The organism is Pseudarthrobacter sp. SSS035 (assembly GCF_023273875.1).
In the GTDB taxonomy this organism is placed as follows: Bacteria; Actinomycetota; Actinomycetes; order Actinomycetales; family Micrococcaceae; genus Arthrobacter.
Genome location: NZ_CP096882.1, coordinates 3,425,933 through 3,451,367 on the forward strand (window position 1 = coordinate 3,425,933; position 25,435 = coordinate 3,451,367).

The 25,435-nt window shown below is 66.6% G+C and carries 20 protein-coding genes; 15 read left to right on the forward strand and 5 right to left on the reverse strand.

Annotation, left to right across the window (positions count from 1 at the left end; translation table 11 throughout):
* Position 1 precedes the first annotated feature (1 nt).
* Positions 2-538, forward strand: a complete 537-nt coding sequence (gene rimI, locus MUN23_RS15875) for a ribosomal protein S18-alanine N-acetyltransferase (RefSeq protein WP_248759656.1) — start codon at positions 2-4, stop codon at positions 536-538.
* Positions 535-1,683 carry a tRNA (adenosine(37)-N6)-threonylcarbamoyltransferase complex transferase subunit TsaD gene (gene tsaD, locus MUN23_RS15880; protein WP_248759657.1) on the forward strand — a complete coding sequence of 383 codons (1,149 nt, stop codon included), beginning with the start codon at positions 535-537 and terminating at the stop codon, positions 1,681-1,683. The genes rimI and tsaD overlap by 4 nt, the downstream gene beginning before the upstream one ends.
* Before the next feature lie 90 nt (positions 1,684-1,773).
* Here tsaD and MUN23_RS15885 read toward each other — a convergent pair whose 3' ends face one another.
* Positions 1,774-2,925 carry a glutamate--cysteine ligase gene (locus MUN23_RS15885; protein ID WP_248759658.1) on the reverse strand — a complete coding sequence of 384 codons (1,152 nt, stop codon included), beginning with the start codon at positions 2,923-2,925 and terminating at the stop codon, positions 1,774-1,776.
* A 341-nt stretch (positions 2,926-3,266) separates the two neighbouring features.
* Between MUN23_RS15885 and MUN23_RS15890 the strand changes: the two genes are divergently transcribed.
* Positions 3,267-4,718: a glycoside hydrolase family 3 N-terminal domain-containing protein gene (locus MUN23_RS15890; RefSeq protein ID WP_248764107.1), complete on the forward strand. Its 1,452-nt coding sequence runs from the start codon at positions 3,267-3,269 to the stop codon at positions 4,716-4,718.
* Between the two features lie 50 nt (positions 4,719-4,768).
* Entirely contained in the window at positions 4,769-5,587 is an 819-nt protein-coding gene (locus MUN23_RS15895; protein WP_256468629.1) for a shikimate 5-dehydrogenase, read from the forward strand.
* Between the two features lie 21 nt (positions 5,588-5,608).
* On the opposite strand, the gene MUN23_RS15900 is transcribed toward MUN23_RS15895, so the two are convergent.
* Positions 5,609-6,838, reverse strand: coding sequence for a class I SAM-dependent methyltransferase (locus MUN23_RS15900; RefSeq protein WP_248759660.1), 1,230 nt, complete (start codon positions 6,836-6,838; stop codon positions 5,609-5,611).
* A 55-nt stretch (positions 6,839-6,893) separates the two neighbouring features.
* Between MUN23_RS15900 and MUN23_RS15905 the strand changes: the two genes are divergently transcribed.
* From MUN23_RS15905 to groL, 3 genes are all read left to right on the forward strand, one after another.
* The gene (locus tag MUN23_RS15905) at positions 6,894-7,277 is read left to right on the forward strand and encodes a hypothetical protein (protein WP_248759661.1); all 384 of its coding nucleotides are present in this window, start codon (positions 6,894-6,896) and stop codon (positions 7,275-7,277) included.
* 209 nt (positions 7,278-7,486) lie between these two features.
* Positions 7,487-7,783, forward strand: a complete 297-nt coding sequence (gene groES / locus MUN23_RS15910; RefSeq protein ID WP_018773735.1) for a co-chaperone GroES — start codon at positions 7,487-7,489, stop codon at positions 7,781-7,783.
* 77 nt (positions 7,784-7,860) lie between these two features.
* The gene (gene groL / locus MUN23_RS15915) at positions 7,861-9,471 is read left to right on the forward strand and encodes a chaperonin GroEL (protein WP_248759662.1); all 1,611 of its coding nucleotides are present in this window, start codon (positions 7,861-7,863) and stop codon (positions 9,469-9,471) included.
* A gap of 213 nt (positions 9,472-9,684) precedes the next feature.
* Here the strand turns inward: groL and MUN23_RS15920 are convergent, their stop codons facing one another.
* Positions 9,685-10,287: a dihydrofolate reductase family protein gene (locus MUN23_RS15920; RefSeq protein ID WP_248759664.1), complete on the reverse strand. Its 603-nt coding sequence runs from the start codon at positions 10,285-10,287 to the stop codon at positions 9,685-9,687.
* Between the two features lie 80 nt (positions 10,288-10,367).
* On the opposite strand from MUN23_RS15920, the gene MUN23_RS15925 reads away from it, so the two are divergent.
* The 4 genes from MUN23_RS15925 (at position 10,368) to MUN23_RS15940 (ending at position 15,199) form a co-directional block, all read left to right on the forward strand.
* Positions 10,368-11,891: an ATP-dependent DNA ligase gene (locus MUN23_RS15925; protein ID WP_248759666.1), complete on the forward strand. Its 1,524-nt coding sequence runs from the start codon at positions 10,368-10,370 to the stop codon at positions 11,889-11,891.
* 103 nt (positions 11,892-11,994) lie between these two features.
* Complete coding sequence (locus tag MUN23_RS15930) at positions 11,995-13,647, forward strand: helix-turn-helix transcriptional regulator (protein ID WP_248759668.1); 1,653 nt, start codon at positions 11,995-11,997, stop codon at positions 13,645-13,647.
* Positions 13,648-13,757: 110 nt separating this feature from the next.
* Positions 13,758-14,096, forward strand: coding sequence for a hypothetical protein (locus MUN23_RS15935; protein ID WP_248759670.1), 339 nt, complete (start codon positions 13,758-13,760; stop codon positions 14,094-14,096).
* Positions 14,093-15,199: an NAD(P)/FAD-dependent oxidoreductase gene (locus MUN23_RS15940; protein ID WP_248759672.1), complete on the forward strand. Its 1,107-nt coding sequence runs from the start codon at positions 14,093-14,095 to the stop codon at positions 15,197-15,199. The genes MUN23_RS15935 and MUN23_RS15940 overlap by 4 nt, the downstream gene beginning before the upstream one ends.
* Here the strand turns inward: MUN23_RS15940 and MUN23_RS15945 are convergent.
* A complete protein-coding gene (locus MUN23_RS15945) occupies positions 15,168-16,136 on the reverse strand; it encodes a DUF389 domain-containing protein (protein ID WP_248759674.1) in 969 nt (322 codons plus the stop codon). The genes MUN23_RS15940 and MUN23_RS15945 overlap by 32 nt on opposite strands.
* A 177-nt stretch (positions 16,137-16,313) precedes the next feature.
* Between MUN23_RS15945 and MUN23_RS15950 the strand changes: the two genes are divergently transcribed.
* The 3 genes from MUN23_RS15950 to MUN23_RS15960 all read left to right on the forward strand — a co-directional run bounded on the left by MUN23_RS15950 (position 16,314) and on the right by MUN23_RS15960 (position 21,997).
* Positions 16,314-18,356 carry an acyltransferase family protein gene (locus MUN23_RS15950; RefSeq protein WP_248764108.1) on the forward strand — a complete coding sequence of 681 codons (2,043 nt, stop codon included), beginning with the start codon at positions 16,314-16,316 and terminating at the stop codon, positions 18,354-18,356.
* A gap of 222 nt (positions 18,357-18,578) precedes the next feature.
* Entirely contained in the window at positions 18,579-20,090 is a 1,512-nt protein-coding gene (gene guaB, locus MUN23_RS15955) for an IMP dehydrogenase (RefSeq protein WP_058931799.1), read from the forward strand.
* A 47-nt stretch (positions 20,091-20,137) separates the two neighbouring features.
* Positions 20,138-21,997, forward strand: a complete 1,860-nt coding sequence (locus MUN23_RS15960; protein WP_248759675.1) for an ABC transporter ATP-binding protein — start codon at positions 20,138-20,140, stop codon at positions 21,995-21,997.
* A gap of 94 nt (positions 21,998-22,091) precedes the next feature.
* Here MUN23_RS15960 and MUN23_RS15965 read toward each other — a convergent pair whose 3' ends face one another.
* Complete coding sequence (locus MUN23_RS15965) at positions 22,092-24,077, reverse strand: S8 family peptidase (RefSeq protein ID WP_248759676.1); 1,986 nt, start codon at positions 24,075-24,077, stop codon at positions 22,092-22,094.
* A 125-nt stretch (positions 24,078-24,202) separates the two neighbouring features.
* Here MUN23_RS15965 and MUN23_RS15970 point away from each other — a divergent pair, with 125 nt between their 5' ends.
* Positions 24,203-25,339, forward strand: coding sequence for a GuaB3 family IMP dehydrogenase-related protein (locus tag MUN23_RS15970; protein ID WP_248759677.1), 1,137 nt, complete (start codon positions 24,203-24,205; stop codon positions 25,337-25,339).
* Positions 25,340-25,435 lie beyond the last annotated feature (96 nt).

Consider the following 25,435-nt stretch of genomic DNA (forward strand, 5'->3'; position numbering starts at 1 on the left):
CATGCCGGCGAGCGCTGATGGAGTGGTCTTCCGGGACATGACCCTGGAGGACGTGCCCGCGGTGGATGCCCTCGAACAGCGGCTGTTCCCGGCGGACGCCTGGCCGCTGCACATGTTCCTGTCCGAACTGTCCCAGCCGGAAACGCGCCGTTACCTGGTGGCGGAAAGCAGCGGGGAGATAGTGGGCTACGCCGGCCTGATGTGCATCGAGCCCATCGCGGATGTCCAGACCATCGCCGTCGTGCCTGAATTCGAAGGCCGGGGTATCGGCTCAACGCTCCTGACCCGGCTGATCACGGAAGCCCGGCTCCGAGGAGCCGCGGACGTCCTCCTGGAGGTCCGTGCGGACAACCCCCGGGCGCAGCAGCTGTACGTGCGGTTCGGCTTTGAACAGATCCACGTCCGCCGCGGGTATTACCGCGACGGCGTTGACGCCCTCATCATGCGGCTGCAGCTGGCCCCCGAAGGCGCACCAGCCGACGCCGCACCAGGTCACGCACCAGCCCAGGACCACACAACAGAAGCAGGCCAGCCATGAACCGCTCGCAGCCCCTGGTGCTGGGCATCGAATCCTCCTGCGACGAAACCGGCGTCGGCATCGTACGCGGCACCACGCTGCTCACCAACACGGTGTCCTCCTCGATGGACGAGCACGTCCGCTTCGGCGGCGTGATCCCCGAGATCGCCTCCCGCGCACACCTTGACGCCTTTGTGCCCACCCTGCGCCAGGCCCTCGCCGACGCCGACGTGACCCTTGAGGATGTGGACGCCCTTGCCGTCACTTCCGGACCGGGGCTCGCAGGCGCCCTGATGGTGGGGGTCTGCGCCGCGAAGGCCCTGGCCGTGGCCACCGGCAAGCCGCTGTATGCCATCAACCACCTGGTGGCGCATGTCGGCGTCGGGCTGCTGGACGGAAACCCCGACGGCGGTGCTGCCGCCGGCAGCGGGGCCGGCCGGCCCGCCAGCCTCGCGGCAGGGCTCGGCCCCGACGGCCGTCTCCCGGAGAATCTGGGCGCCCTGCTGGTCTCCGGTGGGCATACCGAAATCCTGAAGATCAACAGCATCACCAGCGACGTCCAGCTCCTCGGCTCCACCATCGACGACGCCGCCGGCGAGGCCTACGACAAGGTGGCCCGCATCCTGGGCCTCGGCTACCCGGGCGGCCCGGCCATCGACAGGCTGGCCCGCACCGGCAACGCCAAAGCCATCCGTTTCCCGCGCGGCCTCAGCCAGCCCAAGTACATGGGCACCGCCGAGGAACCGGGAAAACACCGCTACGACTGGTCCTTCAGCGGCCTGAAGACGGCGGTGGCGCGGTGTGTCGAGCAGTTCGAGGCCCGCGGCGAGGACGTGCCGGTGGCCGACATCGCCGCAGCTTTCCAGGAAGCAGTGGTGGATGTGATCACGTCCAAGGCCGTTCTGGCCTGCCGCGAGCATGGCATAAAAGATGTGCTGTTGGGCGGGGGCGTGGCGGCCAACTCCAGGCTGCGCGAACTCACCGGCCAGCGTTGTGCGTCCGCCGGAATCAGACTCCACGTGCCGCCGCTGGAGCTGTGTACAGACAACGGCGCCATGGTGGCGGCACTCGGTGCGCAGCTGGTGATGGCCGGGATCGGGCCCAGCGGCATCCGCTTCGCCCCGGACTCCTCGATGCCCGTCACCGAGGTTTCACTCCCCGCCTGACCCGACTGCCGAAAACCCAACTTGCTCTATCAGTTGTGGTCCCCAAACCGCCGGTTTAGGGACCACAACTGATAGAGCAACGGGGAAGGGTTAGCCCGTCGGGCCGTTCCGCATCTGCTTGACCAGGTCCAGCACCACGGCCTGCAGGTCGCCGCCGTGCTCTGCAGCGACGCGGCGCTGCCGCTGGTACCCGGCGCCGCGGCGGATGATCTTCTCGACGTCGGCCAGTTCGTCGGGGCAGCCGAGCTTCGCTGCCACCGGCTCAAGCCGGTTCAGGGTCTCCAGGAGGTGGTCGGTGACCAGCCGTTCGTTGCCGGCCGCGTCGAGGATGATGATGGCCTCCATGCCGTAGCGGGCGGCACGCCACTTGTTCTCCTGGATGTGCCACGGCGGCATGGTGGGGATGGTGCCGCCGTTGTCCAGGGTGGTGGAGAATTCGTCCACCAGGCACTGCGTGAGCGCGGCAATGGCGCCCACCTCTTCCAGGGTGGCCAGGCCGTCGCAGATGCGCATTTCGATGGTGCCGAGGTTGGGAACGGGCCGGATGTCCCAGCGGATCTCGGAGAGGGTGTCGATCACACCGGTGGTGAACATGTCCTGGACGTAGGACTCGTATTCGTCCCAGGACGGGAACTGGAAGGGCAGGCCCGCCGTCGGCAGCTGCTGGAACATCAGGGCGCGGTGCGATGCGTAGCCGGTGTCCTCGCCGCCCCAGAACGGACTCGACGCGGAGAGTGCCTGGAAATGCGGGAAGTAGTTGACCAGGCCGTCCAGCACGGGGAGTGCCTTTTCGCGCCGGTCCAGGCCCACGTGGACGTGCACGCCGTAGATGACCATCTGCCGGCCCCACCACTGGGTGCGGTCGATCAGCTTGGCATACCGGGCCTTGTCCGTCACGGGTTGCAGCTGCGGCGGGCTGAACGGGTGGCTGCCGGCGCAGAAAACCTCCACGCCCATGGGGTCGGTGATTTCGCGCACCGCGGCCAGGGACCGGTTGAGGTCTTCCTTGGCTTCGGCGGCAGTCTCGCAGATGCCGGTGACCAGCTCCACGGTGTTGAGCAGGAGTTCCTGCTTGATGTGCGGGTGTTCGTCGTCTTCGTTGAGTTCGGGGTGCTTGGCAACCACGCCGCTGAGTACTTCGTTGGCCACTGATGCCAGTTCGCCGGTCTGGCCGTCCACCAGGGCCAGCTCCCATTCCACACCAAGAGTTGATTGCTTCGATGAAGCGAAATCAATCTTCATGCGTTCCCCTAACTGTTCAGATATCCCTGGGCACGCGCCGCATTCAAGTCTAATGCAGGGGTAGCATCGTCTTGATGGCCTTGTTCCTTTGGACCCGTGACAGTGTTCACAAAACCACCCTCCTCATTGCGGCCGCTGCCGTGGCCGCCCTGACTGCCTGCACGGCGGTTCCCGCCACCGCCCCGGCGACCTCCGGCCCTGCGCCGGCCTCAACCCCGGAATCAGAGCGGCCGACGACGGCACCTCCGTCCGCTTCTCCCTCACCCGACCCCGGGCTGCTGCCGCTGGGCTGGGGCCCCGAGCAGCGGGACCAGGATGTCGCCGCGGCCGCCGTGGCGGCGATGTCGGTCGAGGAGAAGGCCGGTCAGGTGCTGATGCCCGTGTACGCCGGCACGGACGCCGAAGCCCAGGCCGGCACCATTGAGCGCCTCCATCTGGCCGGGTCAATCATCATGGGCGACAACATTCCGCTCGACGCGCGCGGTCAGGCGGATCCGGCTGCCATGACTGCTGTCAACGCCCGGCTGGCCCAGGCCGCCACGGCCGACGGCAGGCCCTGGCCCGGGCTCATCGGCGTGGACCAGGAGGGCGGGATTGTGGCGCGGCTGGGTGCGCCCCTGACCGAATGGCCAACGGCCCTGAGCTACGGGGCCGCCGGCAATGCGCCACTCGCCAAGGACGCTGGCCGCGCTCTGGCCGCGGAGATCGCGTCGCTGGGCTTCACCGTGGACTTCGCCCCCGATGCGGACGTGACTATCGGCCCGGCAGATCCCACCATCGGTGCCCGGTCAATGTCCGGCAACCCGGACGCAGCGGGAGCCCTGGCGGTGGCGTTTTCCCAGGGCATGCAGGAGGCCGGCGTGCTGCCCGCCGTCAAGCATTTCCCCGGCCACGGCTCCGTCACCGTTGACTCGCACCAGGACCTCCCGGTGCAGCCCGCGGGCATCGCGGAACTCGAGGCCCGGGACTGGAAGCCGTTCCGGGCGGCCATCGCCGCCGGTATGCCCATGGTCATGACCGGGCACATCGCCGTACCGGCCTTGGAACCCGGCGTCCCGGCGTCGTTGTCCGGCCCCACCTATGCTGCGCTGCGCGGCATGGGCTTCAAGGGTGTGGCTGTGACCGATGCCCTCAACATGGGCGCAGTCCAGCAGCAATACCCGGGCGGCTCCGCAGCAACGGCAGCGCTCGCCGCGGGCGCGGACCTGCTCCTGATGCCCACGGACGTGGGGCAGGCCCACGCAGCCATCGTGAGCGCTGTCGCGGCCGGAACACTGCCGACGGCCCGCCTGGACGAAGCAGCAACCCGGGTGGCCACCATGTTGACCTGGCGCGGCCGCACCACGTCGCCGCCTGCCGGTTCGGCCCCCGCCAGCGCAGCCCCCGGCAGCGGTGCCGACATCTCGGCGCGGGTCTCCGCGGCCGCCGTCACGGTGCTGTCCGGACACTGCGGCCCGCCAATCGTCGAGGGAAGCATCCGGATTGCCGGCGGATCAGCGCAGGACCGGGCGCGGTTTGAGGGTGCCGCAGCGAAGGCCGGGCTCGGCACCGGGGCTGGCCCGCTGGTCAGCCTCATCGGTTACGCCGGGCGGCCGGTTGGGGGCGACATTGCCGTAGCCCTGGATGCGCCATGGCCGCTGCAGGATTCCACTGCCGCGGTGAAGATTGCGCTGTACGGCCGCACGCCTGGCGCTTTTGACGCCCTCGTTGCCGTGCTGGCAGGGAAGGCGACTGCCCCGGGGAAGCTGCCCGCCGCCGTCGGAAGCCATCCAGCCGGGACGGGCTGCCCGTAACTTGGCACGCAACACATCGCCGAATCGGTCAACGGCGCTTTAATGGACAGGTGCCCATTCTGAATAAAGACATGACCCTGTGTATTTCGCTGTCGGCCCGGCCCAGCAACAACGGGACCCGGTTCCACAACCACCTCTATGACCAGCTGGACCTGAACTGGATCTACAAGGCCTTCGCCCCCACCGACCTGGCCCAGGCGATCGCCGGCGTCAGGGGCCTGGGGATCCGCGGCTGTGCGGTGTCCATGCCGTACAAGGAGGACGTGATGGCCCTCGTGGATGAACTGGATCCGTCCGCCAAAGCCATCGATTCGGTCAACACGATCGTGAACACCGACGGGCATCTGAAGGCCTACAACACGGACTACACCGCCATCGAGCAGCTCCTCGCAAGCAACGCCGTGCCCACGGACTACTCGGTGCTGGTCCAGGGTGCCGGCGGCATGGCCAAGGCCACCGTCGCGGCCCTGCGGGACGCCGGCTTCACGGATGTCACCGTCATCGCCCGGAACGAAGACACCGGCCGGGCGCTCGCAGAGCAGTACGGGTTCCAGTGGCGGGCAACGCTCGACGGCGGGACGGCGGACCTGATCATCAACGTCACCCCCATCGGCATGGCAGGCGGCCCTGAAGTGGACTCACTGTCCTTCCCGGAAGCTGCGATCGCCGCAGCCAAGGTGGTCTTCGACGTCGTGGCGCTGCCTGCGGAGACGCCGCTGATCAAGGCGGCCCGCGGCGCCGGGAAACAGGCGATCACGGGCGCGGAAGTGGCCACCATCCAGGCGCTCGAGCAGTTTGTGCTCTACACCGGTGTCCGGCCCACCGATGAGCAGGTCCGGGCCGCCGAGGACTTTATGCGCGCCCAGTAGGACGCACCGGCAGGACAGGTCTTAGACCGGTTCCACCGAGATGGCCACCCGGTCCTCCCCAATGCGGGTCAGGACCAGGGTGGCTGTTTTTTGTCCGGCATTCTTTCCGGCCACCTTGCTTCCGGCGAACAGCTGCTTGCGCAGTTCCTCCGGAGTTACCGAGGTCCCGCGCTTTTTGATGTCCAGCACCGTGATGCCGTTCTCCTTCACCCAGGCCTTGAGCGCCTTGACGTTGTACGGCATCACTTCCAGGACCTTGTAGGCGCGGGCGAACGGCGTGTCCACCAGCTCCGGAGCGCAGATGTAGGCGATGTGCTCGTCCAGCAGGTGCCCGCCCAGTTGAAGCGCGACGTCCGCCACCAGTCCGGCGCGGATCACCGCGCCATCGGGCTCATACAGGTAGCCCTCTGCCGGACCCACCGGCGCGGCGGGACCGCCGTCGAAATCTTCAGCGCTGGTCAGCTCGGCGGCACCCTGCGGGCCGAGCAGCAGCGCCGCGCGGCGGATTCCCGGCCGGCGCACGGAGTTGAACCACAGGGCCACCTCGGTGACGTCGCCGCCCACCGATACCCACTGCGCCTCGCAGCCGGCGGGAACCGACTCGTGCGGCATGCCGGGGCCCATTTTGACGCCAACGGCGCGCCCGGTGGCGGCGAGCGATTCGACAAAGGACAGCGGCGGCGAAAACGCCTCAGGATCCCAGATCCGCTTGGTACCCGAGGTGGAGGTGACCCGTCGTGCGGGATCCAGCCAGACGCCGTCGACCCCGTCCAACGGGACGGTAGTTGCGTCCGAATGCACTACGGTGGCGTTGGGGAAGGGGATGAGGTTGACCGTGGCGCAGGCGGCCGTGGTTTCGTCCATTTCCACGGCCGTGACCGTGATGTCCATCGATGCCAGGGCCAGGGAATCCGCCGCAAGGCCGCAGCCGAGGTCGGCCACGTGGCGGACGCCGGCTTGCGCAAAGCGCTCGGCATGCCGGGCGGCCACGGTGAGGCGCGTGGCCTGTTCCAGCCCGGCCTGCGTGAAGAGCATGCTCCGGGCGAACTCGCCGAACTTCAGCTCGGCTTTAGTGCGCAGCCGGGACTGGGTGAGGACGGCGGAGACCAGTGCGGGGGAGTGCCCGGCCTTGCGGAGAGCCGCGTTGAGCTCAAAGGACTTGTCCTCGCGGTACGGGCCCAGGGACGCCAGGAGCTCCCAGCCTTCGCTCGTGAGCAGTGGGGCGATCTGGTCCTGCGGTGCTTGAGCCATGGGTTCAAGCCTAGTGGAGGTAGCCCGGCGGCCAGTTCCCGCTAGGGTTGAAGGCATGGAAGACAGCGCAGGGACCCAGCCGTCCGGACTACCCCAAGCAAGAAAGCCGGACCTGGTGAAGTTTGCCCGTCCCGCACTGATTGCAGGATCCGCAGTGGCCGTGGTCTGCGTCGCGTTGCTGGTAATCATCCTCTTCTTGGACACGTTCAACGCCACCGTCTATTCCGTGGGCGGCAAGAACATCCAGGACGCCACGGACGAGGCACAGGAGATCCGCAGCCTCTACGCCGGGGCGCGCATAGGCGGCATCATCCTGCTGGTGGTCTCGCTGCTGGCTGCCGTGGGCGGCGCCGTGGTGCTGTACCTGCGGCGGGGCACCGTTGAGGAAGGGGACGACGGCGACGAGGACGTCGATCTCGAGGACCTCACCGGCCGGTAACAGCTGTTCGCCGGCGACATAATTCTGGCACTCGCCTTGACCGAGTGCTAACCAATACATAGAGTCATCATTAGCACTCTCCCTAGGAGGGTGCTAACACATGAAGAGCTGCCAGCCAGGCTGCTGCCGGCACCGCGACGACGGTTTGCCAGCCACGGCGAAGCAGCTCAACTGTCCATGAATTTGCTGACGTAGAAGGAGAGGTCCGAGTGTCGGTCTCTATTAAGCCTCTTGAGGATCGTATTGTTGTCCGCCCGCTCGAAGCCGAGCAGACCACGGCTTCCGGCCTGGTTATCCCGGACTCCGCACAGGAGAAGCCGCAGGAAGGCGAAGTTGTTGCAGTAGGCCCCGGCCGCTTTGACGACAACGGCAACCGCGTTCCGATCGATGTTGCCGTTGGCGACGTTGTTATCTACTCCAAGTACGGCGGAACTGAAGTCAAGACCGGTGGCACCGAGTACCTCGTGCTTTCCGCCCGCGACGTTCTGGCGATCGTCGTAAAGTAACTCTTTGGATCCCCGTGCTGCTGTTCCGTCCCTGACTGAACAACAGCACGGGGTTCTGTCTTTGAAAGGACAAAACCATGGCAAAGCAGCTTGCGTTTAACGACGCTGCACGCCGGTCGCTTGAAGCCGGCATCGATAAGCTCGCCAACACTGTCAAGGTGACGCTCGGCCCCCGCGGCCGCAACGTTGTCCTCGACAAAAAGTGGGGGGCACCCACCATCACCAATGACGGCGTCACGATCGCCCGCGAAATTGAGCTTGATGACCCGTATGAAAACCTTGGCGCGCAGCTGGCCAAGGAAGTAGCCACGAAGACCAACGATGTTGCCGGCGACGGCACCACCACGGCCACCGTGCTCGCCCAGGCCCTGGTCAAGGAAGGCCTCCGCAACGTTGCGGCGGGCGCCGCTCCGGGCCAGATCAAGCGTGGCATCGAGGTCTCCGTAGAAGCCATTGCAGCCCGCCTGCTCGAGAACGCACGCCCGGTTGAAGGCACGCAGGTTGCCAGCGTGGCAGCAATCTCGGCCCAGAGCGACGAAATCGGCGAGCTCCTCGCCGAGGCATTCGGCAAGGTCGGCAAGGATGGTGTGATCACCATCGAGGAGTCCTCCACCACGCAGACCGAGCTGGTCCTCACCGAAGGCATGCAGTTCGACAAGGGCTACCTGTCCCCGTACTTCGTGACCGACTCCGAACGCCAGGAAGCCGTCCTCGAAGACGCCCTTATCCTGATCAACCAGGGCAAGATCTCCTCCGTGCAGGACTTCCTGCCCCTGCTGGAGAAGGCGCTGGCGAGCTCCAAGCCGCTCTTCATCATTGCCGAAGACGTTGAGGGCGAGGCCCTGTCCACGCTGATCGTCAACCGCATCCGCGGCACGCTGAACGTTGTTGCCGTCAAGGCTCCGGGCTTCGGCGACCGCCGCAAGGCCATGCTGCAGGACATCGCCACCCTCACCGGTGCGCAGGTCATCTCCGCGGAACTGGGCCTCAGCCTGGATTCGGTTGGCCTTGAGGTGCTGGGTACCGCCCGCCGCATCACGGTCACCAAGGACAACACCACCATCGTTGACGGCGCCGGTTCCGCAGAAGACGTCGCAGCCCGGGTTTCCCAGCTGCGCGCCGAGCTGACCCGCACCGACTCCGACTGGGACAAGGAAAAGCTCCAGGAGCGCCTGGCCAAGCTGGCCGGCGGCATCGGTGTAATCAAGGTCGGCGCAGCCACCGAAGTTGAGCTGAAGGAAAAGAAGCACCGCATCGAAGATGCAGTGTCCTCCACCCGCGCCGCCCTCGAAGAAGGCATCGTGGCCGGTGGCGGTTCCGCACTGATCCACGCACTGAAGGCCCTCGACGAGGACCCTGCAGTCAAGGCACTCGAAGGCGACGCCGCCGCTGCTGTGGGCATCGTCCGCCGCGCGCTGGTCCAGCCGCTTCGCTGGATCGCCCAGAACGCCGGTTTCGACGGCTACGTTGTCACCGCCAAGGTTGCCGAGCTCGAAACCAACAACGGCTTCAACGCCAAGACGGGCGAGTACGAGGACCTGATCGCCGCCGGTGTCATCGACCCGGTCAAGGTCACCCGTGCAGCCCTGCGCAACGCGGCATCCATCGCAGCGCTGGTTCTCACCACCGAGACCCTCGTGGTGGAGAAGCCCGCCAACGAAGACGAGCACGCAGGCCACAGCCACTAGTCCCCACCGGCTCCCAAGTCTCGCTTCGCTCGACCTGGGTCCCTCGCCGGTGTGGGCCCACCCACCCGTCTCCCTCACCGCGCTTCGCGCGGTCAGGGAACCCTGACGGCGTGGGCCCAGGCCTCTGCATCAAGTCTCTGCACAAAGAACCGGTCCAGCTTCGGCTGGGCCGGTTTTTTGTGCCACAAATCATTCGCGGTGAGCTTTCCCGCGCTATGCGCCCGGCATGTCCTGTGTTTCAACGTTGCCGGCACGCTCGTAGACCAGCGACACCGCCCCCTTCGGGAAGGTGCGCGCCGGCTCGGCGAGACGGAACGAGGCGGGGATAGTCCCGTCGTCGAAGAGGCGCTTGCCCTGCCCGAGGGTGATCGGATAGAGCCAGAGGTGGAGGCGGTCGATCACGTCTGCCGCCAGCAGTGAACGGATGAGGACGCCGCTGCCGAACATGTGCACCTGGTTGTACTCCTCGCGGAGCCGTCCCGCGGCGGCGGCATCCGACAGCACCGTGGTGCCCGCCCAGCTTGGATCGGTCAGGGTGCTGGAGACAACGAACTTGGGCACCCGGTTGAGTGTCCCGCCGATGTCGTCAGACTGGTGCGGCCAGTACGACGCGAAGATGTCGTAGGTCTTCCGGCCCAGAAGCAGGGCGTCGATGAGGGCGATCTCGGCGCCAATGGCCGCGTCGGCTTCGTCATCGGACACCGGCATCTGCCAGCCACCGAAGGCAAAGCTGCCCTCGGTGTCCTCCTTGCTACCGCCGGGCGCCTGGTAGACGCCGTCAAGAGTGATGAACAGGTTCGCCACGATGATGCCCACGCGTCCATTCTGGAACGGCGTCCCGGTGCTGTCCAGCGTTCTTCACTGTCCGGCGTCGGCGGGCGTGGCAGACTGATGCCATGCTGCTGGACGAGCTCGTGAAAACCACGGATGCCGTCGCGTCGACCCGCTCCCGACTCGCGAAGGTCGACGCTCTGGCCGATCTGCTGCGCCGGCTCGAGCCCGTGGACATCGCGGCCGCGGTCGGCTTGCTCATCGCCAGGCCGCGACAGGGCCGTGTTGGGATTGGCTGGCGCGGTATGGGAGCAGCCATGGGGGAGCCGGCCGCCGAACCCAGCCTGACCGTGGCCGACCTCGACGCTGCGCTGGATCGGCTGCTCGTCACCGCAGGCGCTGGATCAGCCGCGGAGCGCGCCGCGACCCTCCGGTTGCTCACGGCGGCAGCCACCGAGCGCGAGCAGGCCTTCATCGCCGGCGTGCTGCTCGGTGAACTGCGTACCGGCGCGCTCGAGGGGGTGCTGACGGATGCCGTTGCCCGCGCCGCCGATCGGCCCGCCGAAGCCGTACGCCGCGCGTCGATGCTCTCCGGCGATCTCGGCGGGACCGCCCTGCTTGCGATCACGGGAACGGCGGCCGAGCTCGACGCCGTCGGCCTCGTCGTCGGCCGTCCCGTGCAGCCCATGCTCGCCGCAACCGCGGCCAGCGCTACCGCGGCGCTGGAGGTCACGGGGGAGGCGTCCGTGGAATACAAGCTGGACGGTGCGCGCATCCAGGTGCATCGCGTCGGCGACGATGTGCGCATCTACACCCGCACCCTGGCCGAGGTGACCCACCGGCTGCCCGAGGTGGTGGAGGTGGTGCGAGGGCTGCCGGTACGCGATGTGATCCTCGACGGCGAGACCCTAGCCCTCGACGAGGACGGCGGCCCGCGACCGTTCCAGGAGACCATGTCGCGGTTCGGGGCGGATGCGGTGCGTGCCACGGTGCTGCATCCGTGGTTCTTCGACGTGCTGCACATCGACGGTCGCGACCTGCTCGACGAACCATTGTTGACGCGCCTCGGCGTGCTGGAGCGCATCGCGCCCGAACACCGGATCCCGGGGGAGATCACGGCAGATGCGGCCGTTGCCGAGAGAGTGTCGCGCGATGCGCTCGCCGCGGGCCATGAGGGCGTGGTGGTGAAGGCGGTGGGATCGGCCTACGCGGCCGGCAGGCGTGGTTCCAACTGGATCAAGGTGAAGCCGGTACTCACTTACGACCTGGTGGTTCTTGCCTGCGAGTGGGGGTCAGGACGGCGGACCGGGTTCCTGTCGAACCTGCACCTGGGAGCCCTCGACCCGGCCGGCGAGTTCGGCGAACCCGGCGGCTACGTGATGGTGGGCAAGACTTTCAAAGGCATCACCGATGTGCTGCTGCGCTGGCAGACCGAGAGGTTCCAGGAGCTGGAGGTGCGGAGAACGGCGGGCACCGTCTGGGTCGAGCCCGTCACCGTTGTGGAGATCGCGATCGACGGCGTGCAGCGTTCCCCGCGCTATCCGGGCGGAATCGCGCTGCGGTTCGCACGCGTCAAGCGCTACCGCGACGACAAGACGGCGGCGGCGGCCGACACGATTCAGACGCTGCGCGCGCTGCTGCGTCTCTAGCTTGTGCCGCTTCTCCGCCGGGCGTACCGTGGCGCTTAAGTGCCGCGGCGCCCAGCGTGCGGCGGACCAACAGGTTGGGCGGTTGGTATCCGGAAGGGACCAGATGTCAGCTGAAACAGGCATTGACCAGGGCAGGTCAGCCTTCCAGGAACATCGCTGGACCGAGGCCTACCAGACGTTCCGTGAAGCCGATAGGCGCGGCGGGTTGCCGGCCGCCGACCTCGAACGGCTGGCGACGGCCGAGATGCTGACAGGTGAAAGCACCACAGGGCTGGAGTCCCTCACCCGTGCCCACGAGGAGTACCTGGTGATGGGCGACGTCGAGGGTGCCGCACGGTGCGCGGCCTGGATGGGCATGCAACTGATGTTCCTCGGGGAGCAGGCTCGGGCCGGAGGGTGGTTTGCCCGCGGCCAGCGGCTCGTGGATGAACTGGCCGAGCCGAGCGCTGTGCAGGGCCTCCTGCTCCTCCCGGAGGGCCTGGGCAAACTTTACGGCGGTGATCCGGCGGGCGCCTTGCAGGCTTTCTCCCGCGTTGCCGAATTCGGCCAGCTGTTCCACGACAAAGACCTGTCCGCGCTGGGCCTCCTCGGCACAGGGCAGGCCACCCTGATGCTTGGTCACCCTGACAAGGGACTCAAAATGTTCGACGAGGTCATGGTGGCCGTCACGGCAGGTGAACTCTCCCCGATTCCGTCCGGGATTATCTACTGCGCGGTCATCGGCAACTGCCACCTGGCCTTCGATCTGGAGAGGGCCCTGGAATGGACGGCTGTTCTGGACCGCTGGTGCAGTGCCCGCCCTGACATGGTGTCGTTCAGCGGCCAGTGCCAGTCACACCGCGCCGAACTCTTTATGCTCCACGGGGCCTGGGCCGAGGCGCTGATGGCGGCTGCGGCTGCCCAGGGACTTGCCATAAGGGGTGACGCCCAGGCGCTTTATGGAGGCTATTACCAGCAGGGGGAGGTGGAACGGTTGAGTGGAAGACTGGACGACGCCGAAGCTTCCTATCGGCAGGCCGCCCGCTCCGGCTATGAGCCACAACCTGGCCTCGCGCTGCTCTGGCTGGCTCGGGGAAATGTGCAGCAGGCACAAGCGATGATCCGGAGGGCAGCTGGCGCGGCAGACCTCGCTACACGCCGGAACATGCTGCCTGCACTCGTGGAGGTCGAGTTGGCCGCCTCCGACGTTGAAGCCGCGCGGCGAGGTGTTGAGGATCTGGAAGCCTTGGCCCGCGAATGCCCTATGCCCATGATCCGGGCCGTTGCCGGCCAGGCGGACGGCGCGGTCCGCCTGGCCGGCGGCGACCCCTCCGCTGCCCTGAAACCGCTCCGGGAGGCGTGGAGGCTGTGGCAGGAGCTCGGTGTTCCGTACGAAGCGGCGCGCTGCCAGGCGCTGGCTGGCAGTGCCTGCCGCGCACTTGGCGACGAGGCCTCCGCACTGATGTACCTGGAGGCAGCCCACGCTGCGCTCCTGGACCTGGGCGCGGCGCCGGCGGCAACCTGGGCGGCATCGCTGCTGCACGAAGGCATGTTGGACAGCGGGGCCACGCCAGGCACGGCGAGCCTCCTCACCCGCCGCGAGCTTGAAGTCCTTCAGCTGGTGGCAACCGGAAAGGGCAACCGGGCCATCGCCGGCGAGCTCTACCTGAGCGAAAAGACCGTGGCCCGGCACATCAGCAACATTTTCCTGAAACTGGGCCTGTCGTCACGGGCAGCCGCCACCAGCTATGCCTATGAACACGGGCTCGCAGGCTGACGGCCCACATAGGACCGCTCTGACTACATAGAAATACCCAGCCGCGCCGTGACTGAAGTTGCATGATTCGGCCGACGCGGCCAGCAGCTGCGCGGCCATAGCCTCAAAGCATGAACCTTCCAGTCCTTGCCGGCATACTTTCGACGGTGCTGTTCGCCGCCGGAATGCTGCCGATGCTGGTCAAGGCGGCCCGCACCAAGGACCTGGCTTCCTACAGCCTCGGGAACCTGTTGCTGACCAATGTTGCCAACGCCGTCCACTCCGTCTACGTCTTCAACCTCCCGGCCGGACCCATCTGGGCCCTGCACCTGGCCTACCTCCTGGCATCCGCGCTGATGCTTGCATGGTGGCTCCGGTACCGGGACGGCGGCCAGGGTGGTCCGGGTAGCCAGCCCACGGAAGGTTCAGCCATCACCATCCCTTCGGATATCAAAGGAGAGCAGTCATGACCAACAACGGCGTGACCGGCACGCTGGACACCCTGATCATCGGTGGCGGGCAGGCAGGCATAGCCCTAGGCCACTACCTGAAAGAGCAAAACCGGACGTTCCTCATCCTGGACGCACATCCAAGAACCGGCGACGCCTGGCGCCAGCGGTGGGATTCGCTGCGGGTCTTTACGCCCGCAAAATACGACGGACTGCCGGGAATGCCGTTCCCGGCGGACCCGCTGTCCTTCCCCAGCAAGGATGACGTTGCCGGATACCTTGAGGGCTACGCCGCAAGGTTCGACCTGCCCGTCCTCAACGGTGTGCGGATCGAACACCTGTGGCGGGACGGGAACCGGTTCGTCGCCGCTTCCAACGGCCGGCGCTGGGAGGCGCACAACGTGGTGGTGGCCACCGGCTGCAGCCAAGCGCCGAAGACACCGGACTTCGCGGCGGAACTGAACGCCGCCGTCGTCCAGTTCCATTCCAGTGAATACCGCAACCTGGGGCAATTGCAGGAAGGCCCCGTCCTGGTAGTAGGGCTGGGGAACTCGGGAGCGGAGATTGGCCTTGAAGTGTCCCGGACGCATCCCACCATCGTGGCCGGCAAGCCCGGCGGTGAGATTCCGGTCAAGCACGGACGCACGGCGGCCCGGTACTTCCTGCCGGTGGTGCGGTTTGTAGGACTCCGCGTCCTTACTCTCAGCAACCCGATCGGCCGCAAAGCGGCACCGTCCTTCAAAGCGCACGCGGCGCCTCTGATCAGGACGAAGTCCAAGGACCTGGCCGCCGCAGGCGTACGGCTTGTGCCGCGGATCGCCGGGGTGGAGAACGGGCTGCCGGTCCTCGCGGACGGGACCCGGCTGGAAGTTTCAAACGTGATCTGGTGCACCGGGTTCCGGGATGACTTCGGCTGGATGGATCCGGTAATGCTCGACGGCGGGGCGCTGCCCAGGCAGCGGCGCGGCGTGGCACTTGATACCCCTGGACTGTTCTTCCTGGGCCAGGAATTCATGTACGCGGCGGCGTCGGCAACCCTTCCGGGTGCCAGCCGTGATGCCCGGTACCTGGCCGGCAGGATCCCGGTTCCGGTCACCCGCGAGGCCGCGTCAGCTGCCATCTGAGGCGCCGGGCGGCGGCTTCGGGCAAGCGCCGGGAAACCAGCCGGTAGAAGACCAGCACCAGAACTGCCGCCGCCACGATGCCCATCAAGTTGAGCGCCAGCTGCAGGGCCGACCCCATTGCTTTCTCGAACTCGCCCAGCACGAGTGCCACGGCCACAAACCCGGCAGCGGGAACTGTGGTCACGGAGATGAAGACACCGATGAGTGCCGCCGACCGCCGGCTGATGACGGACAGCATGCCCGCCGTGCCGGCCAGAACGGCCACGATCAGAGAATAGGGTCCCGGATGGTAAATGAACTCCACCGCAGACCCTGTGTCCAGTGTGTTGTCCGCGAAGAGGCCCAGTGCCGCGGAGACCCACGTGGTCAAGGCCGCCAGCAGCATGGCCACCGGGAACCCCACGCCAAGCGCCAGGGCAGCACTCCGGCCGAGGGCCCACTGGCGCCGGGCCAAGGCCACTGCCAGCGCCGCCAGGGGGCCGAACTCCGGCCCCACGGCCATTGCCCCCACGATGGCAATGGTGGAATTCGTCACGATGCCGATGGCGGCGAGCTGCGTGGCCAGTATCAGGAAGGCAAGGTAGCTCCACGTGAGCCGGGAGTCCTCGCCCGTCTGGCGGGTGACCTCGTCCCAGATCAAGGCGTCTGCGCCGTCTCCGGGGGCAGACGCCTCCGCTTTGTCCGCGCGCCGGGACAGGACGAGTTCCGGCATGGAGATGGCAATGGATCCCACCTCCTGCGCCTTCAGGACGTGGAGTTTCTCAAGCAGTTCCTCCACCGCTTCCCGGGCAACCTGGACGTCGATGACATCGCCCCGCGGCGAAACGGATGCTCCCGTAAAGAGCGCTACCTCGGCGGTTCCCGTGTGCTCCTTGCAAGCGTCCAGCGTCACTGCCGACAGTTCACTGGGCACACAAATCCGCAGCTGGACAATCACTTGGTATCCCTTCGCCGGCCTGTGGACAGCATAGTTTGTGGCGCGCTCCGACGGGGCTCGAAGGCGGCCGTTGATTGGCCATCGGCCGTGCGGCTCCGTAGGCTTGATGCTTTGCTTACCCGCTTGGAGAGGCCCTCTGTGTCCAGTGCACCAGCCGAGGCTGCTCCGCGCACTGCGCTGGACGCAAAGACCGGCGAGCGGAAGCCTGCCCGGAAACCGACCTTCCGTCCCGAAGTCCAAGGCCTCCGCGCGCTCGCCGTCCTGATGGTGGTGACCTACCATGTGTGGCTTGGCCGGGTGTCCGGCGGGGTGGATATCTTCCTCCTGATCTCGGCCTTCCTGCTGACGCTGTCCTTCGTCCGGAAGGTGGAGGCCGGCACCTCCCTCAATCTCCTCCGGCACTGGCTGCACCTCTTCAAGCGGCTGCTGCCGGCCGCCGTCGTGGTGATCCTCGGGGTCTTGGCAGGCACCTGGCTGGTCCTCCCGCAAGGCCGCTGGCCCGTCATCCTGGACCAGGCCTGGGCGGCGCTGCTGTACCGGCAGAACTGGCTGCTGGCGGATACCGCCGTGGATTACTACGCCCAGCAGCATGCCGGGGCGAGCCCCCTGCAGCACTTCTGGTCCCTGTCCATCCAAGGACAGGTCTTTATCCTGTGGCCTCTCGTCTTCGCCGCTTCCGCTGTTGTGTGGCGGCTCCTCCGGCACCGGTTCAACGCCAGCTACCGCGCCGTGGTGGCAGCCGCGTTCGCCGGCATCCTCGTTGCCTCGCTCGCGTTCTCGATTGACCAGACGGCCACAAACCAGGCCTACGCCTACTTCGACACCCGGACGCGGCTCTGGGAGTTCGCGCTGGGCTCGCTGCTGGCCCTTGCCCTGCCGCACCTGAAGCCCGGGAAACTCCTGCGTGTGGTACTCGGCTGGGCCGGCCTGGCGGCCATGGTCTCCTGTGGTCTGCTCCTGACCGTGGACCGGGCGTTCCCCGGATTCCTGGCACTGTGGCCCACGCTGGCTGCCGCGGCGATCATTGTGGCCGGGCAGAGCGGGAGCCGGTTTGGTGTGGACCGCCTCCTGGGCTGGAAGCCGCTGGTTTCCCTGGGGGACAACTCCTACGCCCTCTATTTGTGGCACTGGCCCGTCCTGGTGCTGGCGCTGGCCGCTACCGGCGTTGAGGCACCCACCCTCATCCAGGGCGCCGCGATCATCGCCGCGTCGGTGGTCCTGGCCGTCCTCACCACCCGCTTTGTGGAAAAACCCCTCCGGGAATGGCGCTGGCCGCAGGTGCGCACCTGGCGCACCGCCGTCGTCGTGGTTGCCTGCTGCGCCCTGCTGGCCGGACCCGTGGCGGTCTTGCAGACGAGCCTCACCGCGGAGGAAGCCGCCACCGCCGCCCAGCCCCGCGAGCTGGCGCCGGGAGCGGCCCTGCTGACCCCGGGTAACGCCGGAGCACCGGCACCGGAGGGCAGGATCATTCCTGGTCCCACCGCCCTGGACAACGACTGGGCCGGAATCCACCAGGCCTGTACAGGAGCGAATGCCACCGGGGACCCTGTCCTTGAAGGCTGCCGGCAGGCGCTCCCCGAAGGCGAACCCACCAAACGGATCGTTGTGCTGGGCGATTCCCATGCCCAGCAGTATCTGGCCGCCTTGGCACCCATCGCGGAAGCCCGCGGCTGGGAGCTGGTCACCCTGCTGATGCCGGCCTGCCGTTTCGGGGCCGAATCCGAGACCCGGACTGCCGAATGCAACGCCTACAACCGGGCCAGCGCAGCGTACGTGCTGGAGCACCGGCCGGATGCCGTCTTCACCGTGGCCACTCTGACCCATGAGGAAGCCCCGTTCGAGACCGACGTGCCGGCCTACCTCGAAGGCATCCAGCCCATCGCGGATGCCGGCATCGAGATCGTCGGCATCCGGGACAACCCGCGCTTCACCATCAACATGCCCGAGTGCGTCCAGCGCCACAGGGCGGACGCCCCGGCGTGCAACCCGCCGCTGAACGAATCCCTGGTGGAGCCGTCACCGCTGGAGAGTTACCGCCGGAAGGTGGACGGGCTGCACCTGATGGACCTGAGCGACTTCATCTGCGCCGGCGGCATCTGCCCGGCCGTGGTAGGCAACGTCTACGTGTACAAGGACGACAACCACCTGAGCCGGACGTATGTGGAAAGCATGATTCCCATGTTTGAGGAGCGGCTGCTGGCGGCGACGGGCTGGAACTGACACGCGGCTTCCGGTTATTGGGTGCCGTTGCTCACAATGTGCTCCCGGAATAGGGGGATCGGCGTGGAGGTTCTAATATTTACTCAAAGCTTTCTGCGCGGTGACCGCGCATGAGGCACCCGAATGTACTAAGGCCCTGCACGGACCAGTCCCGTAATGACGGGCTGGTCATTAGCTGCAACCCCTACCCGTGAACCCGTAACCAAGGTAAGAGGCGCACTCATGACCCAGCCCGAGCACAATCCTTTCGGCTTCATCGGCCTGACCTACGACGACGTCCTGCTCCTCCCGGGCCACACGGACGTCATCCCGTCTGAGGCTGACACGTCTTCGCGGATTTCCAAGCGGATCACCGTTCACACACCGCTGCTGTCCGCCGCCATGGACACGGTCACCGAATCCCGGATGGCGATTGCCATGGCACGCCAGGGCGGCCTGGGCGTCATCCACCGCAACCTGTCCATCCAGGACCAGGCCGACCAGGTGGACCGCGTGAAGCGCAGCGAATCCGGGATGATCACCAACCCGCTGACCATCGGCCCCGAGGCCACGCTGGCGGAACTGGATGAGATCTGCTCGCAGTACCGGGTATCCGGCCTCCCCGTGGTGGACGAGGGCATGCGGCTCCTCGGTATTGTCACCAACCGCGACACCCGCTTTGTGCCAGAAGCCGACTTCCCGCTGCGGCTGGTCAGCGACGTGATGACCAAGATGCCGCTGATCACCGGGCACGTAGGCATCAGCCGTGAGGAAGCCTCCCACAAGCTGGCCACGAACAAGATCGAAAAGCTTCCGCTCGTTGACGAGCAGGGCCGGCTCAAGGGCCTCATCACCACCAAGGACTTCACCAAGGCCGAGCAATACCCGCTGGCCACCAAGGACGATGAGGGCCGGCTCCGCGTCGGTGCCGCCATCGGCTTCTTCGGTGACGGCTGGGAACGCGCCATGGCACTGGTCGACGCCGGAGTCGACGCCCTGTTCGTTGACACGGCCAACGGCCACTCCCAGGGTGTGCTGGACATGATCCGCCGCCTGAAGTCCGATCCCGTAGCAGCGCACGTGGACATCATCGGCGGCCAGGCTGCCACCCGCGAAGGTGCCCAGGCCTTGATCGACGCCGGTGCCGACGGCATCAAGGTGGGCGTGGGCCCCGGCTCCATCTGCACCACGCGCGTGGTGGCCGGCGTGGGCGTCCCGCAGATCACCGCCATTTACGAGTCCGCCAAGGCCGCCATCCCGGCCGGCGTTCCGTTGATCGCCGACGGCGGCCTGCAGTACTCGGGCGACATCGGCAAGGCGCTGGTTGCCGGCGCCGACACCGTCATGCTGGGTTCCCTCCTCGCCGGTTGCGACGAGTCCCCGGGCGAGCTCATCTTCGTGAACGGCAAGCAGTTCAAGAGCTACCGCGGCATGGGCTCGCTGGGCGCCATGCAGTCCCGCGGCAAGAACACCTCCTACTCAAAGGACCGTTACTTCCAGGCGGATGTCTCCGGTGATGACAAGCTCATCCCCGAGGGCATCGAAGGCCGCGTCGCCTACCGCGGCCCGCTCGCCTCGGTGGCGTACCAGCTGGTGGGCGGCCTCCGCCAGACCATGTTCTACACCGGTGCGCCCACTATCCCGGAGCTCAAGGTCCGCGGCAGGTTCGTCCGCATCACCCCGGCCGGCCTCAAGGAATCGCACCCGCACGACATCCAGATGACCGTTGAGGCCCCGAACTACGGTTCGCGCTGACCCCGATCTCGACAGGCTCGACCTCCGGGCGGAACTAGGCTGAAGCCATGTCCCAACCACGCCATCCCGCCGAACTGAACCCAAAAAAGGACCCTCAGCGGCGGTTGGCCCTGAGGCCCTACGCCCGGGCCGTGGCGCAGGTGCTGCGGGTCAGCTTCCGGGCCTCGCCAGCCGCCGTCGTAATGAAAGTAGTCGGTTCGCTCATTTCGGCGACGCTGCCTTTGGTGACCACGTACTTCGCAGCGCTGACCACCACGGCGCTGGCGGCCGCTTACTCCGGTGATTCCGCAGCAGGCCAACAGGCCATTGTGTACGTCATCATCACGGCTGCCCTGGGGCTCTTCTGGGGCGGCTTCAGCAGCGTGGACCGCTATATCCAGCAGCTTATGAGCTTCAAGGTGGGCGCCATCGTGGGCGACCAGATGTACGAGCGCTTCCTGGCGCTGGAGTTCTGGCGCTATGACGATAAGCAAACCGTGGACCTCTACGACCGGGCCAAACGGTTTTCCGATTCCTATGCCCGCGTGCTGGACAGGATCGCGGCCATCTTCACCCAGTTGGTCTCCGTGATCCTGGCCGTGGGGGCCCTGATGCTGGTCAGCTGGTGGATCGCCGTGATTGTCCTGGTGGCGATTGTGCCCAGCGTCTACCTGCAGTTCAAGCTCTCGCGCGAACAGATCGCCCACTGGAACACCCAGGTGGACTCCCGCCGGCAACGCCGGATGATCGAAACCAACCTGCTCCGCCCCCAGCACATCGCCGAAATGCGGCTCTACGGGATCGTGGGCTACCTGATGGACTTCCGTTCCAGGCTGCGCGATGCTGATGAGCGGCGCCGCCTGGACTTCCAGAAGCGCTACATCCCCAAGCAGCTCGCCGCCGACGCCCTGCAGTACGGCGCCGAGGTGATCTCCCTGATCTGGGTGGTGGGCCAGATCATCGCCCGCGCCCAGCCCGTTGGCCAGTTCCTCTATGTCCAGCAGATCGTCAGCCGCGCACTGTCCACAGCCAACAGCCTGGTGTCCTCCCTCAGCTCGATCGACGAGGATCTCGCCAACCTCAAGGACTACGAGCTGTTCATGGCAATGCCGGTGCATTCGGACCATTCACCGCCGCTGCTCCAGGCACCCAAAACAGTGGAACTGCGGGACATCCGCTTCACCTACACGGGCGGCGACACCGAGGTGATCCGCGGCATCAGCATGACCATCCGCGAAGGCCAGCACATCGCCGTCGTAGGTGAGAACGGGGCGGGGAAGTCCACACTGATCCGGATCCTCGCCGGCCTCTACCGCCCGGATTCCGGGCAGGTAATGCTCGACGGCGTCGACCTCGCCGCCGTCGACGTTAAGTCCTGGCACCGCCACCTGGCCGTCCTGAGCCAGGAATTCCTGAAGTACGAATTCGCCACCGCTGCCGACAACATCCGCTTTGGCGACGTGGACCCGCCCCGTGACGACGAACGGATCCGCCAGGCAGCCAGCGACGCCGAAGCGTTGGAGTTCATCAACAAGCTGCCCAACGGCCTGGACAACTACGTCAGCAACTGGATGGAAGATCCGCGCGGCCGGAAGGGGAGCGGGCTCTCCGGCGGCCAGTGGCAGCGGCTCGCGATGGCCCGGAATTTCTACCGCAACGCCGCCTTCATGGTCATGGACGAGCCGACGTCCGCTATCGACGCACTGGCCGAACACCGGATCTTCACCCGGCTTTTCGCGGACCGCAGCAGCACCATCATTGCCATCAGCCACCGGCTTGCCACCATTGAGAAGGCCGACATTGTCTACATGCTCGAGGACGGGCGGATTGTGGAACAGGGCACCCATAAGGAACTGGTGGCGCTGCGGGGCCGCTACTTCAGGATGTTCGAATCCCAGCTGACGGTGGAGGAGTCCGAGGGCGTCTGACGACGGCAGGGCGTAGTGTGACCCACTCCACGCAGGAACCGCCGGCCGCGCTGCAAAGCGTGGCCGGCGGTCCCGGATTCGTGCGGCCCCGAGGTTAAGAGGTGGTCACCGCTGTGTCGTCGAGGTAGAAGTACGTCCCCAGCGACGAGTCCTCAACACCCAGGAAGCGCAGCGTCACGCTCTTGCCCTTGTAGGCGGAGAGGTCCAGCTGCTTCTGCAGATAGCCGGCGGACTCATTGAGATTGGAGTAAGTGGCCAGCGTGGTGGTCACACCGTTGCTGACCGCCTGAACCTTCAGGGTGTCATAGGCCGCGCTGGATGTGGTCTCGTCCGACTGCACTTTCAGGTAGAAGGACAGCGACGCGGTGGCCACCGTGGACGGGACTGCAAACGCCTGGTCGAGCATGTAGGACGTTGTCTGGCCCCAGCCGTTGAGGCCGGCGAAGCCGGAACCGGTCCTGGCATTCGTTCCGGTCTCGAACGTGTCGGCGTGGTCAGAGGTCCAGGAGGCTGCGCCCGATTCGAAGCCCGGGTTCAGCAGCAGGTTGCCGGACGGCGGGGGAGTGGCCCCGCCCAGCAGGCCCATGGTCTTGGTGGCGTCCGAGAGTCCTGTGCCGCAGCCCGTGGTGCAGCCGCCCGGCATTGCCCGGGTTCCCTGCTTGAGCGTGGACTCCACCTGGGCCGGGGTAAGCGTGGACGATTTGGACTTCATGAGTGCGGCCAGCCCGGCCACGTGCGGAGCTGCCATGGACGTTCCCTGGTAGCTGGCGTAGCCGGCGGAGCCCGGTGTGGAGGTACCGGTGTTGATGGTGGAGAGGATTCCGCCGCCCGCTACACGGACGTCGCCGCCGGGTGCGGTCAGGTCAACCGTGGAGCCGAAGTTGGAGTAGTAAGAGAGGCTGCCGCTCGGGTTGCTGGCGGCCACGCTCACAACGCTGCTGCAGTTGGCCGGGCGGAATCCGGAAGCATCCTGGTTGCTGTTGCCGGCCGCCACCACCACGGTGGCCCCCCGCGAAACTGCGGAGTTGATGGCTGCCTGGTACGTGCTGCCGCAGGCACCGGACCCGCCCAGGCTCATGTTGATGACCGTGGCGGGATTGGCGTTGGCCGGGATGCCCGGAACGGCCCCGCCGGCTGACCAGATAATCGCATCGGCAATGTCGGACAGTGACCCGCCGCATTTGGCCAGGACGCGCACCGGCACCACTTTGGCGTTGGGTGCGACGCCCGCCACACCGGTGGCATTGCCGGTCACGGCTGCAACGGTACCGGCGACGTGCGTGCCGTGCCAGGAGCTGTTGCCGGCCGTCGCCTGGCCGCACTCGCCGGCGGCGTACCAGTCGCCCTGGTCCTGCGCATTCGCGTCGCGTCCGTTGCCGTCACGCGCTGCGGTGGCGTCGGAGACGAAGTCGTAGCCCGGCATCACATTCGCGTCGAGGTCCGGATGGGCCGTGATTCCGGTGTCGATCACGGCCACCGTCACGCCGGTGCCGGTCGCAACGTCCCAAGCCCCCGGAACCCGCATGCCGTTGGTGCCAGTGAAATCCCACTGCTCGCCATAGCGTGGGTCGTTGGGCGTGAGAGCCACCGTCATGCGGGCGTCAGGTTCCACGTAGTCGACCGATCCGGACGCCGCAATCTCGGCCATGAAGTCTTCGGCAGCCTGCCCGGACAGAGCCCTGTCCGCCTCGATCAGCGTTCCGCCGGTGGCCAGGGTGCGTAGTTCCTGCACCTTCACGCCCTGTGACCTGGCTGCTTTGCCCCAGGCGTTGGCGCGGCCGTTCGGGGTGGCGTTCGCGGTGGTCTCCTTGAATTCGACGATGAACTTCGTGTAGGCCTCTCCGGCGGCCACGTCGTGCACCGCAGTGCCGTCACCGTCTTCGGGGGTGGCGAAGACCGGCGAACTGGCGAAGGCCAGGGTGCCGACTGCTGCGGCGAGCGACAGGGCCACGATGCGGTGGCGCCTGATTGATGAACGTCCCATAGGGGCTTCTTTCTCGGAACGGGCACAGGTGTGGCCCGTATGAAGGGGAGTGAGGGTGGTCACGTGGTGGATCAGGTGGTAACCGAGAGTAAACATAAAGGTATTTTCAAAACTTGTAAATGGTTGACAAAACATGTCAATAAAGTGTGGACTATCAGTTTCAGGATGAACCCAAGAGGAGGCGCCCCACCGCATCCCGCGTGGTCAAGTAAAGTGGTCACGTGACTTACGAGATCGAGATTGGCCGTGGCAAGCGTGGGCGTCGTGCCTACTCCCTGGATGACATTGCGATTGTCCCTAACCGTCGTACCCGCGACCCCAAGGACGTGTCGGTCTCCTGGCAGATCGATGCCTACAAGTTCGACATGCCCGTGATTGCAGCCCCAATGGATTCGGCCATGTCCCCGGAGACGGCCATCGCCTTGGGCCGGCTGGGCGGGCTCGGCGTGCTGGACCTTGAGGGCCTCTGGACCCGCTACGAGGACCCGCAGCCCATCCTTGACGAGATCGGCGCCCTCCAGGATGAGGTCAACAGCCCCGCCGTGACCGGCCGTATGCAGGAGCTCTACCGCGCTCCCATCCAGCCGGAACTGATCACATCCCGCCTGGCGGAGATCCGTGCCGCCGGCGTGACGGTGGCCGGCTCACTGACCCCGCAACGCACCCAGGAGCACTACAAGACCGTGGTGGCTGCCGGCGTCGACATCTTTGTGATCCGCGGGACCACTGTGTCAGCCGAGCACGTCTCGAAAGACCACGAACCACTGAACCTCAAGCAGTTCATCTACGAACTGGACGTCCCCGTGATTGTGGGCGGCGCGGCAGGCTACACGCCCGCACTGCACCTGATGCGCACTGGTGCGGCCGGCGTCCTGGTCGGCTTCGGCGGCGGCGCCACGGCCACCACGCGGCGCGCCCTAGGCATCCACTCGCCCATGGCCTCCGCCATCTCCGACGTCGCGGCCGCCCGCCGTGACTACATGGATGAATCCGGCGGACGGTACGTCCATGTAATCGCCGACGGCGGCATGGGCACCTCGGGTGACATCGTCAAGGCAATTGCCATGGGCGCCGACGCCGTGATGCTGGGCAGCGCACTCGCCCGGGCCGAAGAGGCACCCGGCAAGGGCTGGCACTGGGGCCAGGAGGCCCACCACCTCGAACTGCCCCGCGGAGACCGCGCCAACGTCGGCACCGTCGGACCGCTCGAAGAGGTGCTCTTCGGGCCCGGCCACCACACCAACGGCACATCCAACCTGATCGGCGCACTCCGCCGTTCGATGGCGACCACCGGCTACTCGGACCTGAAGGAATTCCAGCGCGTCGACGTCGTAGTTTCTCCGTACACGGGCAACTGACAGTCTCTTACTGACAGGGGCCGGCGGCCCCTGACGGGATGCCTCCCGCTGAACCCGCCCTGCCCAACTGTGCGGCAAGGAAGTAGTGTGGTTTTA

Excerpts from the sequence above, each read along its gene's own strand:
- rimI (WP_248759656.1), top strand. The coding sequence starts at position 2 with ATGCCGGCGAGCGCTGATGGAGTGGTCTTCCGGGACATGACCCTGGAG.
- tsaD (WP_248759657.1), top strand. The coding sequence starts at position 535 with ATGAACCGCTCGCAGCCCCTGGTGCTGGGCATCGAATCCTCCTGCGAC.
- MUN23_RS15885 (WP_248759658.1), bottom strand. The coding sequence starts at position 2,925 with ATGAAGATTGATTTCGCTTCATCGAAGCAATCAACTCTTGGTGTGGAA.
- MUN23_RS15890 (WP_248764107.1), top strand. The coding sequence starts at position 3,267 with ATGTCGGTCGAGGAGAAGGCCGGTCAGGTGCTGATGCCCGTGTACGCC.
- MUN23_RS15900 (WP_248759660.1), bottom strand. The coding sequence starts at position 6,838 with ATGGCTCAAGCACCGCAGGACCAGATCGCCCCACTGCTCACGAGCGAA.
- MUN23_RS15905 (WP_248759661.1), top strand. The coding sequence starts at position 6,894 with ATGGAAGACAGCGCAGGGACCCAGCCGTCCGGACTACCCCAAGCAAGA.
- groL (WP_248759662.1), top strand. The coding sequence starts at position 7,861 with ATGGCAAAGCAGCTTGCGTTTAACGACGCTGCACGCCGGTCGCTTGAA.
- MUN23_RS15925 (WP_248759666.1), top strand. The coding sequence starts at position 10,368 with ATGCTGCTGGACGAGCTCGTGAAAACCACGGATGCCGTCGCGTCGACC.
- MUN23_RS15930 (WP_248759668.1), top strand. The coding sequence starts at position 11,995 with ATGTCAGCTGAAACAGGCATTGACCAGGGCAGGTCAGCCTTCCAGGAA.
- MUN23_RS15935 (WP_248759670.1), top strand. The coding sequence starts at position 13,758 with ATGAACCTTCCAGTCCTTGCCGGCATACTTTCGACGGTGCTGTTCGCC.
- MUN23_RS15940 (WP_248759672.1), top strand. The coding sequence starts at position 14,093 with ATGACCAACAACGGCGTGACCGGCACGCTGGACACCCTGATCATCGGT.
- guaB (WP_058931799.1), top strand. The coding sequence starts at position 18,579 with ATGACCCAGCCCGAGCACAATCCTTTCGGCTTCATCGGCCTGACCTAC.
- MUN23_RS15960 (WP_248759675.1), top strand. The coding sequence starts at position 20,138 with ATGTCCCAACCACGCCATCCCGCCGAACTGAACCCAAAAAAGGACCCT.
- MUN23_RS15965 (WP_248759676.1), bottom strand. The coding sequence starts at position 24,077 with ATGTTTACTCTCGGTTACCACCTGATCCACCACGTGACCACCCTCACT.